At 67.4% G+C, this 910-nt stretch carries 1 rRNA gene and 1 pseudogene; one reads left to right on the forward strand and one right to left on the reverse strand.

What is annotated here, in order from left to right:
- A pseudogene (locus tag ACIBUY_RS32755) lies at window positions 1-690 on the forward strand (hypothetical protein); the annotation flags it as partial.
- A 134-nt stretch (window positions 691-824) separates the two neighbouring features.
- On the opposite strand, the gene rrf reads toward ACIBUY_RS32755, so the two are convergent.
- A 5S ribosomal RNA gene (gene rrf / locus ACIBUY_RS32760) occupies window positions 825-910 on the reverse strand; the annotation flags it as partial.

The raw sequence follows: 910 nt of genomic DNA on the forward strand, positions 1-910 counted from the left end.
ACCGCCACGGTTGTCGTCACGCCGGTCACCACCGCGGTAGCCACCGCCACCGCGATTGTCGTCCCGACGGAACCCACCACCGCGGTTGTCGTCACGACGATCATCACGACGGAAGGGCGGACGGTCCCCATCCCGACGGGGCCCACGATCACGGTCACGGTCCCCGAACGAGGGACGGTCACTGCCGCGGTAGCCACCGCCGCCACGGTTGTCGTCACGCCGGAACCCACCACCGCGGTTGTCATCACGCCGGTCATCCCGCCGGTCGTCACGACGATCATCACGACGGAAGGGCGGACGGTCCCCATCCCGACGGGGCCCACGATCCCGATCACGATCTCCGAACGAGGGACGATCGTCGCGCCCGCGGTAGCCACCGCCACCGCCACGGTTGTCGTCACGCCGGTCACCACCGCGGTAGCCACCGCCACCGCGATTGTCGTCCCGACGGAACCCACCACCGCGGTTGTCGTCACGCCGGTCATCCCGACGGTCATCACGACGGAAGGGCGGACGGTCCCCATCCCGACGGGGCCCACGATCACGATCACGGTCCCCGAACGACGGACGGTCATCACGCCGGTCACGGCGAGGGCCGTCACCACCGCGGTATCCGCCCCGGTCACCACTGTCCCGGCGGCGCTGGTCGCGCTCCGGTCGCTCGTCGGGAGAGTTGGTGGACATCGGTGACTCCTGTCTTCGGTACCGCAGTCATTCTCACGCAACCGGGGTGCCGGCGCGCTCCGAGAAGAGCTCTGGGAAATACAAAAAGGACCCTTTGGTCCCAGCATGTGTGCCGGGACCAAAGGGTCCTCTCAAAAATAGTTCGGCGGCGTCCTACTCTCCCACAGGGTCCCCCCTGCAGTACCATCGGCGCTGTAAGGCTTAGCTTCCGGGTTCGGAATGTAAC

The organism is Streptomyces sp. NPDC050085, assembly GCF_044460595.1.
Classification (GTDB): domain Bacteria; phylum Actinomycetota; class Actinomycetes; order Streptomycetales; family Streptomycetaceae; genus Streptomyces.